This window comes from Pseudomonas sp. FP2254, assembly GCF_030687695.1.
Taxonomy (GTDB): Bacteria; Pseudomonadota; Gammaproteobacteria; order Pseudomonadales; family Pseudomonadaceae; genus Aquipseudomonas; species Aquipseudomonas quebecensis.
The window spans coordinates 5543644-5564857 of sequence record NZ_CP117444.1 but is presented as its reverse complement, the minus strand read 5'-3'; the positions used below and the strand labels follow the sequence as shown (position 1 = coordinate 5564857).

Here is a 21214-nt window from a genome sequence, read left to right as displayed (position 1 = left end):
ACGGGTGCGGCGGATGACCGGTAAGTCAGGCAGTGCAGCCCGCGCGGTGTCTCGCTCAAGCCGTCTGGCCCACAGGTTTGCGTGGCGCGGCCGTGAGGTTTTTATGACGTGGAGCAGTTTGGCCGCAGCGCTTGCTTGTGTATGCTCCGTCGACGTTTCGGGCTCACCATTATAAGAACACTGCCTATGACCCTCAGCACCGATCTGCCCGGCCCTTCGGCGATGCCCGCGCAGGTTATCCACAAACAGTACGCCACCGAGCTGGCAGTCGAGCGCACGCGTCTGCTGTATCAGGGCTCGTTGCTGCCGACTCTGCTGATGTTGGTCAACGGGATGGTCTGCGCCTGGTTGCTGTGGACCCCTGCGCAATATTTGCTCGACAGCATCTGGCTGGTCTGGCTGCTGGCGCTGGTGGCACTGCGCGTGATCCAAGTGGCGGCGTTCGATTCGGCCATGCCCAGCCGCCAGGCCCAGCCGGTGTGGCGGCGCATGTTCATGCTCGGTTCGGCGGTCAGTGGCCTGACGTTGGCGACTGCCGCCATCGCCCTGGCGCCGGTCAACAGCTTCATGCAACAGGCCTGGGTGTTTGGGCTGATCGGCGCGGCCACCTTGTCGGCCAGCGTGGCGTATGCCGTGAGTTTTCCCGCATTTCTGTCATTTGCCTTGCCCTGCCTGGTGCCTTCCATCGTCTATCTGTTCTGGAATGGCGAGCCGCAGCAACAAGGTTGGGGGGTGTTGGGCCTGATTCTGCTGGCGTCCTTGAGCCTGGTGGCGTGGCAGGTCAATCGCTTGATCCAGCGCGGGTTATTGCGCCGTTTTCAGAATCAGGCGCTGATCGAGCATCTGCAGCGGGCGCAGCAGCGCAGTGAGCAGTTGAATCACGAGCTGGTGCGTGAAGTCGAGCAACGGCGCCAGGTCGAGCAGGAGCTGCGCGATGTGCAGGTCGGCCTGCAGGATCGCGTGGCGCAGCGCAGCCAGGAGCTGGACCTCGCCAGCCAGGCCCTGAATAAAAGCGAAGCCCGCCTGGCCATGGCGCTGCAGGCCAGTGAGTTGGGGTTGTGGGACTGGAACCTGCAAACCGACGAGGTGCACCACACTCAAATCAAAGAGCTGTTCGGCCTGGAGCCTGAATGCGTCACCGCTATGCTCAGCCACCTCAAGCCGCGCCTGCATCCCGACGACTTGCCGCTGCTCAAGCGCGCACTGGTGGAGCATCTCAAAGGACGCAGCGAGGACTACCAGGTGGAATACCGGGTGCGGCACGGCGACGGTCACTGGGTCTGGATCGAAGACCGTGGCCGCGCGGTTGAACACGGGCGCGGTGGGCGTGTGACCCGTATGCTCGGCACACGCCGCGATATCAGCGCCGGCAAAGCCCTGGAAGAGCAGCAGCGCCTGGCGTCGACCGTCTTCGAGGCTGCCAGCGAAGGCATCGTGATTCTCGATCCGGACTATAAGCTGATTGCGGTCAACCAGGCCTTCAGCCGCGTCACCGGTTTCGAGCGCGACGACATGCTGGGTCGTAATGTCGTGGAGTTGCCCAGCAGCCGCGATGCGCGGCGTCATTTTCCGATGATCCGCCAGGCGCTGCTCAATCATGGCACCTGGCAGGGCGAGCTGGTTGAAACGCGCAAGAATGGCGAACTCTACCCGCAGTGGCTGCAATTGAACGTTGTGCGTGATGTGCGAGGAAATGTCAGCCACATTGTGGGGTTCTTCGCTGATCTGTCGGCGCGGCGCGAGTCCGAAGAGCGTATGCGCTACCTCACCCATTACGATGAGTTGACCGGCCTGGCCAACCGTTCGCTGTTCCGCGAGCGCCTGCGCGAGGCCCATCAGCGCGTGCGCCAGGGGGGCCGCAGCCTGGCGCTGCTGCACATCAACCTGGATCGCTTCAAACTGCTCAATGACAGCCTGGGGCATGAAGTGGCTGACCAGTTGCTGCAGAAGATGGCCCGGCGCTTGATCAATGCACTGCCCGAAGCCGACACCATTGCGCGGTTGTCCGGGGATGAATTTGCGGTGTTGTTCGATGCCTACGGCAGTTTGTCGAGCCTGGCGCGGGTGGCCACGCGATTGCTGGCCAAGCTGCGTGTGCCGGTCACGGTGGACGGGCATGAACTGGTGGTCAGTGCGTCGATGGGTGTCAGCCTGTTGCCGGACAATGCGCGGGAAATTTCCGCGCTGGTCAGTCAATCCAACATGGCCATGCAGCATGCCAAGCACCTGGGCGGCAATAACTTCCAGTTCTATACCGACAGCCTGCAAGCCAGCACGCTGGAGCGCCTGCAGCTGGAAAACCATCTGCGCAAGGCCATCGACGAACACCAGCTCAGCGTGTTCTACCAGCCCAAGTTATGCCTGGCCACCGGCAAGCTTAATGCTGCGGAGGCGCTGATCCGTTGGGAACATCCGCAGTGGGGCATGGTGCCACCCAGCGAATTTATCGGCCTGGCCGAAGAGACCGGCCTGATCGTGCCGCTGGGCGAGTTCGTGTTGCGCCAAGCCTGCCGGCAGGCCTGCGAATGGCAACGCCAGGGGCTGGCGCCGATCCGAGTGTCGGTGAACCTGTCGGTGCATCAATTGCGTCAGGGCAAGCTGGTCAGCCTGGTGCGTCAGGTCTTGGAGGAGACCGGCCTGGACCCGCAATACCTGGAGCTGGAACTGACCGAAAGCCAACTGCTCGACAGCGTCGAACCGATCATCGCGACCTTCCAGCAACTGCGAGACCTGGGGGTGAAGCTGGCGATCGACGATTTCGGCACCGGGTATTCGTCCCTCAGTTATCTCAAGCGTATCCCGGTGGATTACGTGAAGATCGATCAAACATTCATTCGCGGGCTGGGCCAAGGTCGTGAAGACGCGGCCATTACCCGAGCGATCATCGCCATGGCGCACGGGTTGGCGCTCAAGGTGGTGGCCGAAGGTGTGGAAGATCAACAACAGCTGGATTTTCTGCGCGCCGAGCAATGTGACGAGGTGCAGGGCTACCTGATCAGCCGGCCGATGCCAGCCGACGGGCTCGCGGATTTGTTGCGGGGAAATGCGGATTTATCTTAGCGACGCCGACCGCGCCCGTGTGGCTACAAAGTGTGTGCCCTTTGAATCACAGGGCAGCAGGGCGATTTAGTGATGCGTTGGACGGGCAAAACGGCAATTCTTGTAGTATAACTACAAGCTTGCTACATCCCCTGGCCCTGCCAATAACAAGAGTCCTGCCCTTTGAACCTGTTGCAACATATCGCCCAGTCGCGCCACCTGTTACGCAAATCGGAACTCAAGGTTGCCGATCACGTGCTGCTTGACCCTGCGGCCGTGATGCACAGTTCCATGGCCGACCTGGCCCACAGCGTGGGCATCAGCGAGCCGACCATCGTGCGTTTTTGCCGCGCCATCGGTTGCTCCGGGTTCCAGGATCTGAAACTCAAGCTGGCCCAGAGCCTGGCCGCCGGCGCCAGTTTTGGCCAGTTCGCGATCCACGAAGACGATTCCGTCGCCGACTACAGCCTCAAAATTTTCGACACCACCTTGCACACCCTGATGGAAGTGCGCGAAAAGCTTGATCCGGTGGAACTGCAGAAAGCCGTGACAGCCATGTCCCAGGCTCAGCGTGTGGAATTCTACGGCTTCGGCGCCTCCGGTGCGGTAGCGGCCGATGCCCAGCACAAATTCTTCCGTCTGCTGCTCACGGCGGCGGCCTACAGCGATCCGCATATGCAAGCGATGTCGGCCGTGACCTTGAAGCCAACCGACGTGGCGATCTGCATTTCCCAGTCGGGCCGCTCCAAGGACTTGCTGATCACCGCCAACCTGGTGCGTGAAAGTGGCGCGTCGTTGATCACCCTGTGCCCGAGCCAGACGCCATTGGCGGAGTTGTCCACGGTCAACCTGGCTATCGACGTGCACGAAGACACCGAGATCTACACCCCGTTGACCTCGCGGATCGCCCATCTGGTGGTGATCGATGTGCTGGCGATGGGCGTAGCCATGGCCCGTGGCCCGAGCCTGGTCAATCACCTCAAGAGCGTGAAGCGCAGCTTGCGCAGCCTGCGTCTGTCACCCAAGTCCGTCAAAGCCCTCGACGACTGAACACTGTACATACATCCCAGTGTGGGAGGGGCAAGCTTCCTCCCACATTGGGATGCTCCTGTATGTCCAGAATCTTCATCAGGCTGTCATCGCCCCGTCATCCCTCGCGCCCATTCTGAGCTCCCCGCACTTGCATTGGGAGATTCCAAATGGCACGTCCCTACGAAGACAGCAACAGCGCCGTAAAGACCCGTCGTCAGCAGGAAGACCAGCGCCGCATGGCGTTCCGTCGCGCAATCGAAGACCGTTGTGAGGAGCGCCAGTTGCTCCAGAGCATCAGTGACTATCCGGAGCTTCATTGGCAGGCACCCGCGGCCGCCCAGCGAAGCGCTCAGCCAGGGCGCTGATCTGCTGTCGTTCGCTGCGGATAAAGCCCAGAAACGCATGGGCCACCGGTGACAGGCGCTTGGCCTTGGCCTGCACCAGGCACCAGCTGCGCAACAGCGGCAGTTCTTCCACCGGCAGCTCCTTGAGCCCGCCGGTGGCCAGTTCCAGGTTCAAGGCGTGGCGCGTCAACAGGGCGATGCCCAGGCCGGCCGCGACGCATTCACGCTGGGCTTCGGCCGACGCCACTTCCACCGTCTGGGTGAAGTGCACGCGTTTTTCCTTGAAATACTCTTCGCACGCCAGCCGCGTACCCGAACCGGGTTCGCGCAGCAGCAACGTGTAGGGCTCCAGGTCCTGCAGGCGCAGCGGCCCTTGCAGGCTCAACGGATGGTCCGGCAGCGCCACCGCGACGATGGGGTTGTTGAGGAAGGGCAGGAACTCCAGGCCCATGTCCTGAGGCACCATGGACATGATCACCAGGTCGTCCCGGTTGTCCGAGAGGCGGCGGATCACCTGGGCGCGGTTGACCACGGTCAATTGCAGTTGCACCTCCGGGTGCTGGCGCTTGAAGGCGGCGAACAGGTGCGGCACGAAGTACTTGGCGCTGGACTCCACCGCCAGCTTCAACTGGCCTTGCAGCGAGCCTTGCATGTCCGACAGCTGCATATCGAGGTTTTCCAGGCGCCCGAAGATATCGCGACTGGCCCGTTGCAGGGCTTCGGCGGCCTCGGTCATATAGAGTTTTTTGCCGACATACTCGAACAGCGGCTGGCCGATCAGCTCTTCGAGCTGGCGGATTTGCAGGCTGACCGCCGGTTGCGTGAGTGACATTTCCTCGGCCGCGCGGCTGTAAGAGCGCAAATCGCACACCTCGTGGAATATCTGCAGCTGACGTAATGTCAGTCGCATCAATGACTTACGCATAATTTTGTCTCCACCTCCGAGGCCGTCCGGCCAACTATAAGTCTTTACTTATGCACGACCCAATAATTATTGATTTTTGTTAATCCCTTGCGCAGCTTAGTGTGTGTCTCGCGACTGGCCTGAAACATTTGGTCACGCGCCGACCCGGCTCCAGCGGGTCGAAGAACGCAGCAATCGGCTCAAGGGAATTTCCAAGTGATAAAAAAGATCCTGATCGCCAACCGCGGTGAAATTGCCGTCCGCATCGTGCGTGCGTGCGCCGAGATGGGTATCCGTTCGGTCGCGGTCTATTCCGATGCCGACCGCCACGCGTTGCACGTCAAACGGGCCGACGAAGCCCACAGCATCGGCGCCGAGCCCCTGGCCGGCTATCTCAACCCGCGCAAGCTGGTGAACCTGGCGGTGGAAACCGGTTGCGATGCGCTGCACCCCGGCTACGGCTTCCTGTCGGAAAATGCCGAATTGGCGGACATCTGCGCCGAACGTGGGATCAAGTTCATCGGTCCCGCCGCTGAAGTGATCCGCCGCATGGGCGACAAGACCGAAGCGCGCCGCAGCATGATCAAAGCCGGCGTGCCGGTCACCCCCGGCACCGAAGGCAACGTGGCCGACATCCACGAAGCGCTCACCGAAGGCGACCGCATCGGTTACCCGGTGATGCTCAAGGCCACGTCCGGTGGCGGCGGTCGCGGTATCCGCCGCTGCAACAGCCGCGAAGAACTCGAACAAGCCTTCCCGCGCGTGATCTCCGAAGCCACCAAGGCCTTTGGTTCGGCGGAAGTGTTTCTGGAAAAATGCATCGTCAACCCCAAACACATCGAGGCGCAGATCCTCGGTGACAGCTTTGGCAACGTAGTGCATTTGTTCGAGCGCGATTGCTCGATTCAGCGTCGCAACCAAAAGCTGATCGAGATTGCCCCCAGCCCACAGCTGACCCCCGAACAGCGCGCTTACATCGGCGACCTGTCGGTGCGCGCGGCCAAGGCCGTGGGCTACGAGAATGCCGGCACCGTGGAGTTCCTGCTCGCCGAGGGCGAGGTGTACTTCATGGAGATGAACACCCGGGTGCAGGTGGAACACACCATCACCGAAGAAATCACCGGGATCGACATCGTCCGTGAGCAGATCCGCATCGCCTCGGGCCTGCCGCTGTCGGTGAAGCAGGAAGACATCCAACACCGTGGCTTTGCGTTGCAGTTTCGCATCAACGCCGAAGACCCGAAGAACAACTTCCTCCCAAGCTTCGGCAAGATCACCCGTTACTACGCGCCCGGCGGCCCCGGCGTGCGCACCGACACGGCGATCTACACCGGTTACACGATCCCGCCGTTCTACGACTCCATGTGCTTGAAACTGGTGGTCTGGGCGTTGACCTGGGAAGAAGCCATGGACCGCGGCCTGCGTGCCTTGGACGACATGCGCCTGCAAGGCGTGAAGACCACCGCCGCCTACTACCAGGAAATCCTGCGCAACCCGGAATTCCGCAGCGGCCAGTTCAACACCAGTTTTGTGGAAAGCCACCCTGAGCTGACCAACTACTCGATCAAGCGCAAACCCGAAGAGCTGGCCCTGGCCATCGCCGCCGCCATCGCCGCGCATGCGGGTTTATGAATAAACAGCGGCAAGTTGCAAGCGGCAAGCTGCAAGTAAAAGCAGAGTGGCTTTTTCTTGCAGCTTGTAGCTTGAAACTTGCCGCTATGAGGAGATACCAATGACTAAAAAGATCTTCGTTACCGACACCATCCTGCGCGACGCTCACCAATCGTTGCTCGCCACCCGCATGCGCACCGACGACATGCTGCCGATCTGCGACAAGCTCGACAAAGTCGGCTATTGGTCCCTGGAAGTCTGGGGCGGCGCGACCTTCGACGCCTGCGTGCGCTTCCTCAAGGAAGACCCGTGGGAGCGCCTGCGTAAACTGCGCGCCGCGTTGCCCAACACCCGTCTGCAAATGCTGCTGCGCGGCCAGAACCTGCTGGGCTACCGCCACTACAGCGATGACGTGGTCAAAGCGTTCGTGGCCAAGGCCGCAGTGAATGGCATCGATGTGTTCCGCATTTTCGATGCGATGAACGACGTGCGTAACCTGCGCGTGGCCATCGAAGCAGTAAAAGCCGCCGGCAAGCATGCCCAGGGCACCATCGCTTACACCACCAGCCCGGTGCACACCATCGACGCATTTGTGGCCCAGGCCAAGCAAATGGAGTCCATGGGCTGCGATTCGATCGCGATCAAGGACATGGCCGGCCTGCTGACGCCGTACGCCACCGGTGAACTGGTCAAGGCGCTGAAAGCAGAGCAAGGCCTGCCGATTTTCATCCACTCCCACGACACCGCCGGCCTGGCCGCGATGTGCCAACTCAAGGCCATCGAAAACGGTGCCGACCATATCGACACCGCGATCTCCAGCTTTGCCTGGGGCACCAGCCACCCAGGTACCGAGTCGATGGTCGCCGCGCTCAAAGGCAGCGAATTCGACACTGGCCTCGACCTGGAGCTGCTGCAGGAAATCGGTCTGTACTTCTACGCTGTGCGCAAGAAGTACCACCAGTTCGAAAGTGAATTCACCGCCGTCGATACTCGCGTGCAGGTCAATCAGGTACCGGGCGGGATGATTTCCAACCTGGCCAACCAGCTCAAGGAGCAGGGCGCGCTCAATCGCATGGGCGAAGTGCTGGCGGAAATCCCGCGCGTGCGGGAAGACCTCGGCTTCCCGCCACTGGTCACCCCGACCTCGCAGATCGTCGGCACCCAGGCGTTCTTCAACGTGCTGGCCGGTGAGCGCTACAAGACCATCACCAACGAAGTGAAACTCTACCTGCAGGGCGGCTATGGCAAGGCGCCGGGCGTGGTGAATGAAAAGCTGCGGCGTCAGGCCATCGGCAGCGAGGACGTTATCGATGTACGCCCGGCCGACCTGCTCAAGCCGGAAATGACCAAGCTGCGCGGTGAAATCGGAACACTGGCCAAATCCGAAGAGGACGTACTGACCTACGCGATGTTCCCGGACATCGGGCGCAAGTTCCTCGAGGAGCGCGACGCAGGCACCCTGGCCCCTGAAGTGCTGTTGCCGATTCCCGAGGCGGGCAGCGTAGCCCGCGCCGGTGGCGAAGGCGTGCCGACCGAATTCGTCATCGACGTGCACGGCGAAAGCTACCGGGTCGACATCACCGGCGTCGGCGTGAAGGCCGAAGGCAAGCGCCACTTCTACCTGTCCATCGACGGCATGCCCGAAGAAGTGGTGTTCGAGCCGCTCAACGAATTCGTCAGCAGTGGCGGCAGCCAGCGCAAGCACGCAACAGCGCCGGGCCATGTGAGCACCGCGATGCCGGGCAATATCGTCGACGTGCTGGTCAAGGAAGGCGATGTGGTCAAGGCCGGCCAGGCCGTACTGATCACCGAAGCCATGAAGATGGAGACCGAGGTGCAGGCCGCGATTGCCGGCAAAGTGACCGCCGTGCATGTGGCCAAGGGCGACCGGGTCAACCCTGGCGAGATCCTGATCGAAATCGAAGGCTGATCCAGCCTTCGACACAACCGTTTAATCCTCGGGGGAGCAGGTGCTCCCCTTTTTTTTGCATTGGATTCAGCGATTTAGAACGCCATCGTCCATTGCCCCGCCAGTCCCTGGTTGCGGCTGTGGCTGCCACGTTCGGCGGTATAGGTCAGGCCCACACTGTGTTCAGCCGACAGCGCCACGTCCAGGCCGGTGCGCACGGCCAGGCTGTCTCGCGCCAGTGAGGTACCGCTGATGGAGAACTCGCTGTTGACGTGTTCAGGTTCTCTCCAGGCCGAGGATTGTTTCACGCGGCTTTCGACGTTGCCGTACAGGTGCGTCCAACTGGCGCTCAAATGCGGCTTGAGGGCCATCTGGTTATCCAGCCTGAAGTCCCTGGCCAGGCGCAGGCCGAAGGTGGTGTTGAGGTTTTGCTGGGTCTGCGCCCGTACATCCAGCGCGCTGTAGCCGCCCTTTTCGCGAAAGCCCTGGCGGTGATAGCGCTGCAGACCCAGTCCGGCAAAGGGTTCGGCGCGCAGGTCAGCGATGACCAGCGGATAACCCAGTTCAGCGAATACATTCTGACTTTGAGCTTTGTAGTGGCCGGTGAGGCGTTCGCGATGATTGATGAAGTCGACATCCACGTAGCGTTTGTTCTGCCCCGCGTGACTGCTGTACAGCGCGCCCAGGCGCAGCGCGAACGGGCCGTCCTGGCGTGCCGCATAGGTGCCCAGGTGCCAACTGTCCAGGTCACCCTTGAAGCGTTTGGCACTCAGGTCACTGTCGGATTTGCCGCCCACCACGCCGATCCGCCAGGCGTTGGCCAACGACCAGTCGGCGCCCAGCAACAGCCCTTGGCTGCGCCGTTTGAGGCCGGCGCTGCCGTGCTGTGCGTCGAGTTTGCCGCCGCTGCCCACGCCTTGCACCCACACACGGCTTGCTTCTTCAGAGGTGTCCAATTGACGAATCGCCGCGAGCAGACTGGCGTTCAATTGTTTCATGCTGGCCTGGGTGGCCGTGCCCAGGTTGGCGTTCTGGCTGCCCGCCAATTGTTCAAGCAATGCGCCGACGCGGCCCGGCTCCAGACCCGCCAGGTAATGCACGTATTGCCGCAGTTGGTGTTTGTCCCAATAGTCGAGCTGGTCCGAAGCCAGCAGTTGGCTGACCGCGGAGTCCAGCATACGGGCGACGTTCAGGCCATTACGGCTGGTGGCGCGGTTGGCGAAGCTGGCGTCCCGAGGCTTGACAATGACCAGCCCTGAATGACCTGCCGCTCCGTTGCCGCTGAGCGGTTGCAACCACTCGCTGTCCGGCTCCATGTCGCCGCGAGTGTGTGCGTATGAAGCCCCGATTGTGCCCAGCGCCAGGATGATGGCGACTGCCAATTGCTTGTGTATGAACGGCATGCAAACCCACCTCGTGATGTATGAGGCGGGGAATTTAACGAGGTGACAGAGGGATAACTGTCAGGCCGGGTGCTGCGGGTTTGCGGGAGATGTCTCTAGTGCGTTGCGATAAAACAATTCGTTAAATCTGCACAGCATTGAGTGTGCACGGTTGAATCAGGCGCGATCGACGCTCCTTCACCCCCGCCCCGCATAGCCCTTGCCGTAGTGCCGCTCCATGCGTGCCTGGATCAGCTCCAGGCCCAGGGACAATACCCAGTAGATGATCGCGGCGGTGGTGAGCATTTCGATGTAGCGGTAGCTCGAACGGCCGTAGGACTGCGCCAGGAACATCACCTCCCAAACGCCCATCACCGAAATCAGTGACGAGTCCTTGAGCATCGAGATGAACTGGTTGGTGGCCGGCGGGATGATGGTGCGCATGGCCTGGGGCAGGGTGACATGCCAGAAGATCTCCCGGTCGCGCATGCCCAGGGCCAGGGCGGCCTCCCGCTGGCCCTGGGGCACACCGAGGATGCCGGCGCGGAAGATCTCGCTGAGGTAGGCGCCATAGTTCAGCGACAGCGCAATGATGCCGGCGACGATTGCGCCCGGCACCACGCCCAGTTGCGGCAGGCCGAGGTAGATCAGCAGTATCTGGATCAGCAGCGGCGTGCCGCGAAAAAACGACGCATAGAAACTGGCGATGCCAAATGCCACGGCGCTTTTCGACAAGCGTGCGAGGGCGGTGACAAAGCCCAGCACCGACGATGCCGCCATCGAGCACAGACACAGGAACAGCGTCAGCGCCGCGCCTTGCAGGAAACCGTTGGGCGCCAGGTGCACGCCGATCAGGTTGGGCAGCTTGTCGAGGATGATCGAGAACTTCAGGTCAAAGCTCAGGAAAAAACTGGCGAACAGGGCGAACAACGCCGCCCAGGTCAGGTACAGGCGTGCGCGAAAGCCGAGCAGCGCGCGCGCAGGTTTTGGCAGATGACTCATTGGCTGATGTCGGCACCGATCCATTTTTTCGACAGCTTGCTCAACGTGCCGTCCTGTTTCAACTGCGCAAAGACGTCACGCACTTTGCTGTCCCACTGCGGGTCGCCTTTTTCGATGGCCACCGAGTTGGGCTCGGCGTACAGCGGCTCGCCGGCCAGCTTGAAGCGCTTGTCCTGGTCCAGGCGCGGCTGGGCGGTGACCAGGTTAGTGAGGATCGCATCCAGGCGCACGCCGGCACCCAGGCCGAGGTCCTGGAACGCTACGTTGTCGGTGTCGTATGGAGCGATCTGCACGTCCTCGAACGGGTACTGCAACTGCGTATCTTCGGCGCCTTCGATCAGCAGATTTTTATTCAGGTAGCTTTCATAGCTGGAGGCGCTGGTCAGGCCGACTTTCTTGCCGCTCAGGTCCTTGGCGCCGTGGATGCGGTCGTCCTTGGCGTTGACCACAATGACCGCAGGGGACGCGTAGTACTCCACCGGGAAGTCGAACACCTCGGCGCGGGCCTTGCTCGGGGTCATGGAACAGATGCAAATGTCATAGCGTCCGCTCCAGCGGCCGGCGGCGATCACATCCCAGGACGGCGTTTCCAGACGCAGCTTAACGCCCAGTTTCTGTGCCACAGCCTTGGCCACGTCGACGTCGAAGCCGTCGAGCTGGTTCTGATCGTTGAGAAAAGAGAACGGTGGGTAGCTTTCCATCAGCACGCCCACCAGTTCTTTTTTCTGTTCGATGCGGTCCAGGGTGGCGCCGCCAAAGGCTTGGGTTGAAGCAGCCAGCATCGTCAGGCCCAAGGCCCATAGCGGTTTGAATTTCAAAATGAACACCTGAATAAAAAAGAGGTTGTTATTAACCGAATGGTACGCATTAAATAGTTATAAGAACGACTCTCATAGTGAGTTATTTTCATAAGCATATGAGTAAAAGCTATATGGGCGCTGAAATCACAGTAATTCTCGACGGCGGCATGGGCCGTGAACTGCAACGCCGTGGCGCGCCTTTCCGGCAGCCGGAGTGGTCGGCACTGGCCCTGAGCGAAGCCCCACAGGCGGTGGAGGCGGTGCATGCGGCCTATATCGACAGCGGTGCCGACGTCATTACCAGCAACAGTTATGCGGTGGTGCCGTTTCACATCGGTGAAGCGCGTTTTGCTGCCGAGGGCCAGGCCCTGGCGGCGCTGGCGGGGGAGTTGGCGCGCCGAGCAGTAGAGGCTTCGGGCAAACCCGTGCGCGTGGCCGGTTCGTTGCCGCCGTTATTCGGCTCCTACCGGCCCGACCTGTTCGAACCGGCGCGGGTGTCCGAGCTGCTGACGCCCCTGGTGCAGGGCCTGGCGCCCCATGTCGACCTGTGGCTGGCGGAAACCCAGAGCTCCATCGCTGAGGCGCGAGCGATCCACGCTGGTTTGCCGAAGGACGGCAAGCCGTTCTGGCTGTCGTTTACCTTGAAAGACGAAGACACCGATGAAGTGCCGCGCCTGCGTTCCGGCGAGCCGGTGGCGGACGCCGCCGAAGCGGCGGCGCAATGGGGTGTACAGGTGCTGCTGTTCAACTGCAGCCAGCCTGAAGTGATTGGCGCGGCGATCGATGCGGCTCGCCAGACCTTCGAACGCCTGGGCGTGCAGATCCAGATCGGCGCCTATGCCAATGCCTTCCCGCCGCAACCCAAGGAAGCCACGGCCAACGACGGCCTGGACCCGCTGCGCGACGACCTCGACCCGCCGGGCTACCTGCAGTGGGCGGCCGACTGGCAAGCGCGTGGCGCCAGCCATCTGGGCGGCTGCTGCGGGATCGGGCCGGAGCATATTGCGGTGCTGGCGCAGAAGCTGAACTGACGCTTAAAGCGCCTGGCGGCACTCCGCCAGGCCCTTGAGCTGCCCGGAAGCCGTCTGATTCGCCTGGGATAACCATTGCTCAAAAGCCGCCCCCACCACCGGCCATTCCCCGTCCAAAATCGAATACCACGCCGTATCCCGGTTCTGCCCCTTGACCACCATATGCTGGCGGAACACCCCTTCAAAACTGAACCCCAGGCGCTCGGCCGCGTATTTGGAACGGGCATTGCCGTTGTTGCACTTCCATTCCAGGCGGCGATAACCCTGCTCGAACGCGTATTTGGCCAGCAGGTACACCGCCTCGGTGCTTTTCGGCGAACGCTGCATCGGTGCGCCGAAGGTGACGTGGCCGATTTCGATGCGGCCCTGGGCCGGCACGATCGACATCAGGCTGAGGATGCCTTGTACATCGCCGCTGACACGGTCGATCACGCTGAAAAAATACGGGTCGCTGTTGGCCGCATGGTTGTTCAGCCAGGCATCGAAGGCCGCGCGCTCGGCAAACGGACCATAGGGCAAGTAATCCCACAGCTTGGGGTCGGCGCCGGGGCCTTCCAGCGCTTGCCAGAGTTGATCGGCGTGGCGTGCGGGATCGAGTTTTTCCAGGCGGATAAAGCGCCCTTCGAGCAGTTGAGCCGAGGGCGCCGGAGCACCTTTCCAGTCGGCGAGGGAAGTGGACATGCTGCGCTCCTTAAAGACCTTTGCGAAATTGAATGAAACCCGGGCGCTCGGCGATCCGCTCATACAGCTGGATCGCGGTGGAGTTGGTCTCGTGGGTCAGCCAGTGCACCTTGCAGCAACCGTCGGCCTTGGCGGTGGCGTAGACGAATTCGATCAGTTTGCGACCGACACCGGTGCCGCGCTGGGACGGGTCCACCAACAGGTCCTGCAGGTAGCAGGAGTTCTCGATGCTCCAGTTGGAGCGGTGGTAGATGAAGTTGACCATACCCACCGCCTTGCCGTCCTGCCAGGCCAGCGCCGAATGAGTCGGTTCGCTGGGGTCGATCAAACGCTGCCAGGTACTGTGGCTCACCGCGTCCGGCAGTTCGGTGTTGTAGAACTGCAAATACGCTTGCCACAGCGGCAGCCACGCAGCGTGGTCGGCGGCGGTGACGGGGCGGATATCGATAGGACTCATTCTGTAGCTCCTTTGGGAATAAATCGGGCGAGGGTCTGGTCGCGCACGTCGCTGCTGGCGGCCAGGCCGTCGCGCACACCGGCGATATCCGCCGGGCTGCGGTTCTGGCTGAGTTTGCGTTTGCCGATCAGGCGCTCGATGGGCAGCGAGAAACCGACGATGGCCTTGAGCATGCCGTCGATGTAGTCGGCCGGGGCATCGCTGACGGCCCATGGTTGGGCGCGACGGCTTTCGTGGCGGTCAGTCAACGCACTGACCACCGCCAGCAAGCGCCCGGCATCGGTGAACACCTCGGCCTTGCCGTAGGCATGTACCGCCAGGTAATTCCAGGTGGGCACCACTTTGCCGTGCTCGGCCTTGGCCGGGTAGAACGATGGACTGATGTAGGCGTCGGCGCCGGCAAAAATCACCAGGGCTTCGCTGCCGTTTTGCAGGTCGCGCCACTGTGGGTTGGCCTTGGCCATGTGCCCGTACAACGTGCCGTTCGGGCCTTCATCAGGGTTGAGCAGCAGCGGCAGGTGGCTGGCTTGCAGGCCGTCGTCGCCCAGGGTCACCAGTTGCGCCAAGCGCGTGTGCTGGATCAATTGCTGGATTTCGGGCAAGTCATCGAGGGCAAAGGCACGCGGTGTGTACATGATTATTTTCCTTGGCGAATGGCGCCATCCTAGGCAGGCTAATGGTCTGTGGTAAGAGCCATCCAGGGTCAATTTCATAGGTCCAATATGCCGCCTGCGTCGCCGCCGTTGTCCTTCAACCCCGCCGGTATTGAGTTGGACCCTCGCCAGGGCCTGACACGCCAGCTCTACGACGCCCTGCGCCAACGTGTGCTGGACGGACGCCTGGTGAGTGGCACGCGCCTGCCCGCCAGCCGCGACCTGGCGGCGGCCTTGTCGATTTCCCGCAACAGCGTGGTGCGGGCCTACGATCAGTTGTACGCCGAAGGCTTTATCGAAGCGCGCGTCGGAGACGGCACCTATGTCGCCCAATTACCGACGGCGAAAAAACTATCCACAAAACCATCCACAGGGTTATCACCAGGCTTATCCCCAGCTTTATCCACAAATTGCGGAAATTCATCGGTTAATTCGAGCCTGAAAGTTATCCACAGCGCGGCGCTGGAGCGTCTGGAAACCCACCATTTGTCTCAACCGCCGGTGGGGCCGCCCAAGGCCTTTCGTGTCGGCGTGCCGGCCTTTGATCTGTTTCCGTTTGAGGTTTGGGCCAAGCTCAACGGGGCTTTCTGGCGCAGGCCTAACCTGGAGCAGCTGTGCTACGGCGACCCTGCCGGAGACGCTCGCCTGCGTGGGTTGATCGCCGCCTATCTGCGCAGTTCACGCGGCATGCAATGCACCGCTGAACAAATTGTGATCACCAGCGGCGCGCAACAGGCAATCAGCCTTTGTGCACAGTTGCTGGTGGCGCCTGGCGACGGTGTGGCGGTGGAAAACCCGGGCTACCGCGCCGCCGGGCATGCGTTCGCCCTGGCCGGTGCGTGCCTGCATGGCGTCCCGGTTGATGAGGAGGGGATCGACTGTGGCGTGCTCAACACCCTGGCCGATTGCCGCTTGGCCTACGTTACGCCGTCGCACCAATACCCGTTGGGCGTGGTGATGAGCCTGGCGCGCCGCCTGGAGCTGCTGGCCTGGGCCGAACGCACCGGCGGCTGGATCATCGAAGACGACTACGATGGCGAGTACCGCTACAGCGGCGCACCGCTGTCGCCCCTGGCCGCGCTGGACCGCAGCGGGCGCGTGTTGTACGTGGGCACCTTCGGTAAAGTGGCGTTCCCGGCGCTGCGCCTGGGCTACCTGGTGCTGCCGCCAGGCCTGGTAGAGGCCTTTTCCCGGCGTCGCGCCGTGGACATGCGCCACTCGGAAGTCAGCACGCAGGCGGTAATGGCCGAGTTCATGGCGGCCGGGCACTTCCAGCGCCATATTCGACGTATGCGGCGTGCGGCATTGAGTCGGCGCAATGCATTGCTCGCCGGTTGGCCGCGCGGGTTGCCCGGCGTCGGCCAATTGCCCGGCGTCGCCGCAGGGCTGCACATCACCGTGCGTGTCGACAACCTTGCCCGCGAGCAGCAATTGCTTGCACAGGCCCATGCCGTGGGCGTTGAGATCAATGGCTTGAGCAATTACTGGCTGGCGTCCTCCACGCTGGCGCCGGACCAGGACGCCGGCCTGGTGCTGGGCTTTGCCGCAGTGCCAGAGCACGCTATCGCGCAGGCGCTGGAACGTTTACGCGAGGCCTGGCGGTGTTGATCGGCAGCTACGATTTTGATGCGCCAGGCGCAGCCGCCGGCTTCAACTGGGGAAAAAACAGCGAACCGGCCAGCGCCGGGCTGATCTCGCTGCGATAAATCGCGATCTGGTCGCGGGCACTGACGTCCTTGCGTTCTACGGCGCCGCCAAGCTTCTGCTGTTCGCGGGTCTTGAGGTGCGCGGCGCCGAACGCTTCATCGGCGGCCTGGGGCGATGGGTAGTGAAAGTGCGCGTACCACAGCACTGCATTGTCCTTGGTGCCGCGAATCTCGTACTCGTCCAGGTAGTCCTTGCCGGGGCCTTTGAGGCGTCGCCGGGTGACGGTTTTTCTGATTGCCACTTGCCCCTCGTGATGCAGCCATTCCAGGCGGGCCGCGGTGGGCGGTTGCTGCTTGGTCATGTTGATACGGGTGTCGGTACCTAACGCGAAGAGCCGCGTCGCATGATCGGCCAGGGCTTTTCTGAGGGTGACCGCGGACGGGCGATCGCTCTCGATCAGATTGCGTTGGGTCAGCGCTTCCTCGATCTGATCGGCAGCCATTTCCAGGCGCATCGCGTATTGGTGGAACATCTCTTCTATTTCCACCGGAATGCACCCGGCCTTGCGCGAATGGTTGAGGATGCGCCGGGATTCGGCAGGCTCCGCATCCAGCAGGTCCTGTGCGCTGTTGAGGCTGGTGTCCAGGTCGATCGACTCGGGTTTCGGGGGGCGCGAGGCCGACGGTTCATGTTCCAGCCAGACGCCTGGGGTTTTCTCGTGGAAGGTGGCGATGACCTTGCCGGTCAGCGGTGCCTTGATGTCCACCAGATGGCTGTCGGCTTCGCGCGGTTCGCCCACGATCAGGCCTTTGTAGCGGGTCTTGATGACTTTGCGTTGGGGCGTCGTCGGTGATCTGGATGGCCCGGGCTTGGGCTCCATGGCGCGGCGTTCGCGCAGCAGCCTGACCAAGTCCTGCGTGGCCTGTTGCTGAAAGTCATTGATGTAGCCGCGCAGCGTCTCCAAGGGCTCGCGCAGCAGTTTTTGCGGTGCGTCGGCATGCAGGTCGAGCAGGCGCTGGTCGCCGAGGGCGAATTGCTCAACCATGCTGTTGAGCACTTCGATGCGTTGATCCAGGGGCACGCCGCCGACTTTGCCGAGCAGCTCGATGAAGCTTTGGATGCTGATATCCAGGTCATCGATGATGCGGTTGAGCCGCCGCCGCGTTTCGGTTGTGTCCTCGGTAAGAGCGACGCACAGGAAACGCGCGACGGTGATTTGCAGCGCCTTGAGGTCGATCACCTGGATGTTGGGCACGCGTTGCCGGGTGCGCTGAATGACGTCGGCACCCGCGACACCCAGTTCTCCCAACTCCCGATAGCGCGAGTCGACGTATTCCATGCGCCGGATCATGTCCACATTTACGCTCGACATCGCCTGCGCCTGGTCCACCTGCTGCTGCGTTGTGACAGTCGCCGAAGGGTCGAGCACGTTCATGGTGGCTTCCATCGTGTCGCGAAAAGGGCCGACACGCTCTTCGATCACCGAGCGCGTGAGGATCAGCTGTTTGTTCAAGTAGCCGCTCATCAGGCTCTGGTAATTGGGCACGGTGTCGATGATGCTCAAGGCCCTGAGCTGACGGATGGGGGTGTCGTAGGCACCTACCCGCTCATCCGCCTGGCTGATGAACGCCTCGCGACGCTGGGCCGTGGACGGCCCCGGCTCCGAGTCGATGGCCACCTGCGCTTCGTACAGTTGCGATTGGGTGGGTTCATCATTTTCGCTAAAGGCAATGAGCTCCTTGCGCAGGCTCTCGATGCGCGAGGGCTTCTGCTCCTGAGCGGTCCGGCGACGATTTCTGAAGCCACCGCCACGCAGGCGCAGGCGAGAATCGATGAACCACTGCCCGGCGCGGTTATTCACCAGCAGCGGGCCGGTGCGGGTTGGCTCCCTGGGATCGACGACCATCACGTTGTCATTGGCATCCAGCGTGACTTCGAACCAGCGCTGGGCCACCGGCGCATACCATTTTTCACTCAATGGGTAGAGGTACAGGTGGGTGCCGGCGCTGGTGTTTTGCTCGCCCAGCCCCTCGGGTTTGGGCACGGCGAAGCTGCTCAGCAGTGTGGCCAGGCGTGTCGGCGTACTGTGCAGCGGGCCGCTGACATTCAGAGGGCCTTGATGCGAGGGTGGCAATTGGCTGTCGGGAACGTCCGACTGGCGCTTCACAGGGACCTTTGCCGGTGCCTTTACCGGGGGCTTTTCGGTCTCCTCCAGCACCTCCATGCGCTCTGCGGCCAGAGGCTTGAGGGGTTCGTCCAGTGCCTGGGAGGGAGGATGGCGCAGCGTGACATGCAGCGTCAGCGCCATCCCCACATTGAGCAACATGTCCACCAGCGCGGTCCACGGGGCCTGCGCCTGCGGCGTGTCGACGACCCGTTCGGCCTGCTCCAGGTCGTCCATGATTTGCCAGATCCAGGCGGCGATGCCGAGGGTACGACCCAGGAACGGCAAGACGGCGGTCAACAGCTGCCAACCCGTGCGGCGAAACGTGTCCCAGCGTTTCTTCACATTGGATACCGATTGCCGAGTCGCCAGCTCAACCATCGCCTTGGCATTGGCGCTGAACAGCGTGTCCAGCGCGTCATCGCCCAGGGTTGCGTTGCTCAAGTCGATCGGCCCGCTCATCTGCAGCACGGTTGCCGGCTCGACCAGCAGGCGCGCGGCCGTCCAGGGTGACGGCAGAGTGTCGGGAAATACGTATTGCGTGTAGTTGAAACGCACCTCCTCAGGCAGCCAGGCCAGCACCGACTCACGCAGCGCCGGGTCTTGCTTGATGGCGTACAGGAGGTTCTGGCGCGAGGGAAACTGCAGCAGCATCGGCTCCAGCAATGGGCGATACAGGATACACGGGCCGGCGCCAGGGTCCTTCGGCTCGATCACGTACATGTTGGCGACGATGTCGTGACCGTTGCCAGGGCGCAGCCTGGGAGCAAAGGCCAGGCGACGAATCACAGCCGGCTGCGCATCTACGTTGCGTTCGTGCGCCTCGGTTTGCATCACGGCGGCAACGTAGCGGAAGCCACGTTCATCCAGGCCATTTCGCCGCTGCAATTTCAACTGCAGGGCCAGCAACGGTAGTTGTACGCGTAAATGCGCGGTGTAGAGGCGTGAGCGTTGCGCCGATTGCTGCGGGTCATCGAGCAGTTTTTGCTTGATCAGCGCCGGGTAGGTCGCGCCGATATCAAGCCCCTCGATCACCTCCTTGAGGTAGTCATAGGACAGCCATTGCGGGGCGTCGCCGCCGTTGTAGGTCACGCTGACGACACCGATGGGCAGGCCGGTGAGGTTCTCCAGCGCCAGGTCGATCAGGTTACGCCGAGTGATGTCTTGCGCGCCGGGGATCGGGAAGGAACCCCAGATCACCGGCGAGCGAATTTCAATCTGCACCTTGTCCAGGTTCAGGGGCGCGTCCTGAGCACGGGCGTTGATGCGGCTCTGCAACTGTTCGCGGGCATAGTCGCGGATCGGCGCGATACCGTCGTTGAAGGCGCGTCCGTGCCAGTGGGCGTTGAGCTCGGCGAGGTCGATCATCAAGCGGCTGTAGGCTGCCATGTCCGCGTCCGAGGCGGCCGTCAGCCAGTCGGGTAAATGCTGGTGGATGTCGAAGATCCGCGAGAGATGCTCATCGCTCAGATCCTCAAGGCTGGGCATGATTCGGGAGACGGCCGAATGGCGCAGTGGCAACTCGGTTTGGTCCTGCGCAACGTCATCGCCCATCAGGCCGATGGCCTCGACCTGCAGGCCGATCAGTGTGCAGGCCAGGCTTTCGAAATAGTTGCCGTGGGGTTCATACAATCGCCACTGGATCTCGGCACCGGCGTACAGAGGGTCGAGCGTGCCCGGTAATATCTTCCCCAACTCGTCCAGTGAGTCATAGCGGCTGTAACCGTCCGTCAGCGAGAACGTGAGGATGGCCTGGCGCTCCTGGAGTGTGCCGATCAGCACGGCAATACCCAACAACCCCACGTGCGCGTGGCGGTCGGGCAACACTACATCGACGTCGATCAGGCACGCGCGAAGGTTGTAGGGGGCATCGGAGGCTCGGTTGGCACGGTCGGGTGCGTGGTACAGCAGGCGGGCCATCTTGCATTCGTCCTCATCCCAACCTTCAGCGGTGGTGACATTCCATGCTTTGCCCAGGGCGTTAGCGAATACTTTCCAGCGCACCCCTGCGCTGTTGTAGGACGTATTCCAGTAATTCAACTGCTGCTCCTGGAACGCGACGTACAGCAGCGTCGACAGCTCGTTCATCAGGCGCGCGATGGCGTCGATGGCAACCGGCAAATGCACCGGCGACCGCACGTTGGGTTGCAGGGTCAGGTAATGCTCGCCCTCGATGTAGACCAGCGGCTTGGGCATGAGCGCCTGGCGCGCGAGGATACTGGTGAGGGATTCGACCTGCGGCTCGCCGCGTTCAAGCGCCTGCTCTGTCACTTGCCAGCGCGGAGTGACCAGCATGCAGAAATCCGGATTGAGATTGAGCTTGGGGTACAGTTCTGCGAGGGCTTCGCGCAGCAGGTTGGAAGCCACTTCCCGGCTGGAGGGGCCGGTGGTCAGCTGGGTGAGCAGCCCGTAGCCGGGGGCGGTTGGCGTGGGGGCGGATTGAGTAGAGTCGTTGGGCATGTCAGCTCCTTGGTGATCACAGGCGGTGGACCTGCAAACTAACCACTCAAGGAACGCCGCGGAGGTAGATAAGTAGGCGGCCCGGCTTCCACTCGGGA

15 protein-coding genes are annotated in these 21214 nt (G+C 62.1%); 7 read left to right on the top strand and 8 right to left on the bottom strand.

All coding sequences use genetic code 11. The annotated features are described in order from the left end of the window. Positions 1-186 precede the first annotated feature (186 nt). From PSH94_RS25680 to PSH94_RS25670, 3 genes are all read left to right on the top strand, one after another. The gene (locus tag PSH94_RS25680) at positions 187-3060 is read left to right on the top strand and encodes an EAL domain-containing protein (RefSeq protein ID WP_181077628.1); all 2874 of its coding nucleotides are present in this window, start codon (positions 187-189) and stop codon (positions 3058-3060) included. Between the two features lie 162 nt (positions 3061-3222). Beyond that, positions 3223-4089, top strand: coding sequence for a transcriptional regulator HexR (gene hexR, locus PSH94_RS25675; protein ID WP_003177007.1), 867 nt, complete (start codon positions 3223-3225; stop codon positions 4087-4089). A 149-nt stretch (positions 4090-4238) separates the two neighbouring features. Continuing rightward, positions 4239-4436, top strand: coding sequence for a PA3496 family putative envelope integrity protein (locus PSH94_RS25670; protein ID WP_253509817.1), 198 nt, complete (start codon positions 4239-4241; stop codon positions 4434-4436). On the opposite strand, the gene PSH94_RS25665 is transcribed toward PSH94_RS25670, so the two are convergent. Further along, a complete protein-coding gene (locus PSH94_RS25665) occupies positions 4366-5340 on the bottom strand; it encodes a LysR family transcriptional regulator (RefSeq protein ID WP_181077630.1) in 975 nt (324 codons plus the stop codon). The genes PSH94_RS25670 and PSH94_RS25665 overlap by 71 nt on opposite strands. 195 nt (positions 5341-5535) lie before the next feature. Between PSH94_RS25665 and PSH94_RS25660 the strand changes: the two genes are divergently transcribed. Continuing rightward, on the top strand, positions 5536-6951 hold the full coding sequence (locus PSH94_RS25660) for an acetyl-CoA carboxylase biotin carboxylase subunit (protein ID WP_034101546.1): 1416 nt from the start codon (positions 5536-5538) through the stop codon (positions 6949-6951). Between the two features lie 100 nt (positions 6952-7051). Then, entirely contained in the window at positions 7052-8860 is a 1809-nt protein-coding gene (gene oadA, locus PSH94_RS25655) for a sodium-extruding oxaloacetate decarboxylase subunit alpha (protein WP_253509816.1), read from the top strand. A 74-nt stretch (positions 8861-8934) separates the two neighbouring features. Here the strand turns inward: oadA and PSH94_RS25650 are convergent, their stop codons facing one another. The 3 genes from PSH94_RS25650 to PSH94_RS25640 form a co-directional block, all read right to left on the bottom strand. Next, entirely contained in the window at positions 8935-10242 is a 1308-nt protein-coding gene (locus PSH94_RS25650; RefSeq protein WP_305436014.1) for an autotransporter domain-containing protein, read from the bottom strand. Positions 10243-10419: 177 nt separating this feature from the next. Next, on the bottom strand, positions 10420-11223 hold the full coding sequence (locus tag PSH94_RS25645) for an amino acid ABC transporter permease (RefSeq protein WP_181076185.1): 804 nt from the start codon (positions 11221-11223) through the stop codon (positions 10420-10422). Continuing rightward, positions 11220-12041, bottom strand: a complete 822-nt coding sequence (locus tag PSH94_RS25640) for an ABC transporter substrate-binding protein (RefSeq protein ID WP_305436013.1) — start codon at positions 12039-12041, stop codon at positions 11220-11222. Before PSH94_RS25640 ends, PSH94_RS25645 begins: the two co-directional genes overlap by 4 nt. 113 nt (positions 12042-12154) lie before the next feature. Between PSH94_RS25640 and PSH94_RS25635 the strand changes: the two genes are divergently transcribed. Next, positions 12155-13054: a homocysteine S-methyltransferase family protein gene (locus PSH94_RS25635; RefSeq protein ID WP_253509813.1), complete on the top strand. Its 900-nt coding sequence runs from the start codon at positions 12155-12157 to the stop codon at positions 13052-13054. A 3-nt stretch (positions 13055-13057) separates the two neighbouring features. Here the strand turns inward: PSH94_RS25635 and PSH94_RS25630 are convergent, their stop codons facing one another. The 3 genes from PSH94_RS25630 to PSH94_RS25620 are packed head-to-tail and all read right to left on the bottom strand — an operon-like array spanning position 13058 to position 14827. After that, positions 13058-13735, bottom strand: coding sequence for a GNAT family N-acetyltransferase (locus tag PSH94_RS25630; protein WP_266245149.1), 678 nt, complete (start codon positions 13733-13735; stop codon positions 13058-13060). Positions 13736-13745: 10 nt separating this feature from the next. Continuing rightward, the gene (locus PSH94_RS25625) at positions 13746-14192 is read right to left on the bottom strand and encodes a GNAT family N-acetyltransferase (protein ID WP_181076192.1); all 447 of its coding nucleotides are present in this window, start codon (positions 14190-14192) and stop codon (positions 13746-13748) included. Beyond that, entirely contained in the window at positions 14189-14827 is a 639-nt protein-coding gene (locus PSH94_RS25620; protein ID WP_305436012.1) for an FMN-binding negative transcriptional regulator, read from the bottom strand. Before PSH94_RS25620 ends, PSH94_RS25625 begins: the two co-directional genes overlap by 4 nt. An 87-nt stretch (positions 14828-14914) precedes the next feature. Here PSH94_RS25620 and PSH94_RS25615 point away from each other — a divergent pair, with 87 nt between their 5' ends. After that, the gene (locus tag PSH94_RS25615; protein WP_305436011.1) at positions 14915-16453 is read left to right on the top strand and encodes a PLP-dependent aminotransferase family protein; all 1539 of its coding nucleotides are present in this window, start codon (positions 14915-14917) and stop codon (positions 16451-16453) included. A 7-nt stretch (positions 16454-16460) separates the two neighbouring features. Here the strand turns inward: PSH94_RS25615 and PSH94_RS25610 are convergent, their stop codons facing one another. Continuing rightward, positions 16461-21116, bottom strand: coding sequence for a dermonecrotic toxin domain-containing protein (locus tag PSH94_RS25610; protein WP_305436010.1), 4656 nt, complete (start codon positions 21114-21116; stop codon positions 16461-16463). Between the last annotated feature and the right edge of the window lie 98 nt (positions 21117-21214).

Coding starts and splice junctions, on each gene's coding strand:
- PSH94_RS25665 (WP_181077630.1), bottom strand. CDS start 5,340: ATGCGTAAGTCATTGATGCGACTGACATTACGTCAGCTGCAGATATTC.
- PSH94_RS25680 (WP_181077628.1), top strand. CDS start 187: ATGACCCTCAGCACCGATCTGCCCGGCCCTTCGGCGATGCCCGCGCAG.
- PSH94_RS25645 (WP_181076185.1), bottom strand. CDS start 11,223: ATGAGTCATCTGCCAAAACCTGCGCGCGCGCTGCTCGGCTTTCGCGCA.
- oadA (WP_253509816.1), top strand. CDS start 7,052: ATGACTAAAAAGATCTTCGTTACCGACACCATCCTGCGCGACGCTCAC.
- PSH94_RS25635 (WP_253509813.1), top strand. CDS start 12,155: ATGGGCGCTGAAATCACAGTAATTCTCGACGGCGGCATGGGCCGTGAA.
- PSH94_RS25670 (WP_253509817.1), top strand. CDS start 4,239: ATGGCACGTCCCTACGAAGACAGCAACAGCGCCGTAAAGACCCGTCGT.
- PSH94_RS25620 (WP_305436012.1), bottom strand. CDS start 14,827: ATGTACACACCGCGTGCCTTTGCCCTCGATGACTTGCCCGAAATCCAG.
- PSH94_RS25610 (WP_305436010.1), bottom strand. CDS start 21,116: ATGCCCAACGACTCTACTCAATCCGCCCCCACGCCAACCGCCCCCGGC.
- PSH94_RS25630 (WP_266245149.1), bottom strand. CDS start 13,735: ATGTCCACTTCCCTCGCCGACTGGAAAGGTGCTCCGGCGCCCTCGGCT.
- PSH94_RS25650 (WP_305436014.1), bottom strand. CDS start 10,242: ATGCCGTTCATACACAAGCAATTGGCAGTCGCCATCATCCTGGCGCTG.
- PSH94_RS25625 (WP_181076192.1), bottom strand. CDS start 14,192: ATGAGTCCTATCGATATCCGCCCCGTCACCGCCGCCGACCACGCTGCG.
- PSH94_RS25615 (WP_305436011.1), top strand. CDS start 14,915: ATGCCGCCTGCGTCGCCGCCGTTGTCCTTCAACCCCGCCGGTATTGAG.